Origin of the sequence: Streptomyces glaucescens (assembly GCF_002154375.1) — a bacterium.
Taxonomy (GTDB): Bacteria; Actinomycetota; Actinomycetes; order Streptomycetales; family Streptomycetaceae; genus Streptomyces; species Streptomyces glaucescens.
This window is the reverse complement of sequence record NZ_MUND01001124.1, coordinates 1-740: the sequence shown is the minus strand read 5'-3', so window position 1 is coordinate 740 and position 740 is coordinate 1. Positions and strand designations below refer to the sequence as shown.

Below are 740 nucleotides of genomic sequence, written 5' to 3'. Positions count from 1 at the left end.
CGACGGCGGCCCGCACCTGCGCGTCCGCATCCGGGGTCCGCTGCCCGCCGGACTCCCGGACCGGCTGGCCGGGTTGGCGTCCGCCACGACCGCGCGGTTCAACGGCCCCTGGGCCACCCGCCACGGTGAGGTGCGCGAAGTGCCGTACGTACCGGAGACCGAACGCTACGGCGGCCCGGCCGCGCTGCCCCTCGCCGAGGACCTGTTCACCCGTTCCACCCGTACGGCTGTCGAGGCCCTGCGCGCGATGCCGGACCCCACCGCCCGCCTCCCGCTCGCCCTCGAACTGGCCCATGCCACCGCCCACGCGCTCGGCCTGGACGAGCTGAGGGCGGCGGGCTGGCTGCGCCGGCACGCCGCCTCCTGGCGCTGGGTCACCGAGACCGAGCCGCTGCCCGGTGCCGCCGTCCACTCCCGCGTCAACTCGGTCTTCGCCCGGCAGCGCCCGGGCCTCGTGCGGCACGCCGAAGCGCTGCGCGCCGCGCTCGACGCGGGCACCGCCCCTGCCTGGCTGGCCGAGTGGGCGCGCGTGGTCACCGCCGCGGACGACCGCCTGCGGGACGCCGTCCCCGAGGCGCAGGCCGACCGCCGGATCCCCTGGGTGTGGGCCTCGCACCTGCACATGCTGTTCAACCGGCTCGGCGTGACCCCGGACGAGGAACGGGCCGTCTGCCGGCTCGCGGCCCGGACCCTGATGGAGACCGAGGACGACCCGGGGTTCTTCCCCGCCGGGCACCGCG

At 77.6% G+C, this 740-nt stretch carries 1 protein-coding gene; it reads left to right on the top strand.

The features are described from left to right. On the top strand, nt 1-740 hold a 740-nt coding region (locus tag CCN42_RS40990; protein ID WP_211294918.1), incomplete at both ends, for a thiopeptide-type bacteriocin biosynthesis protein.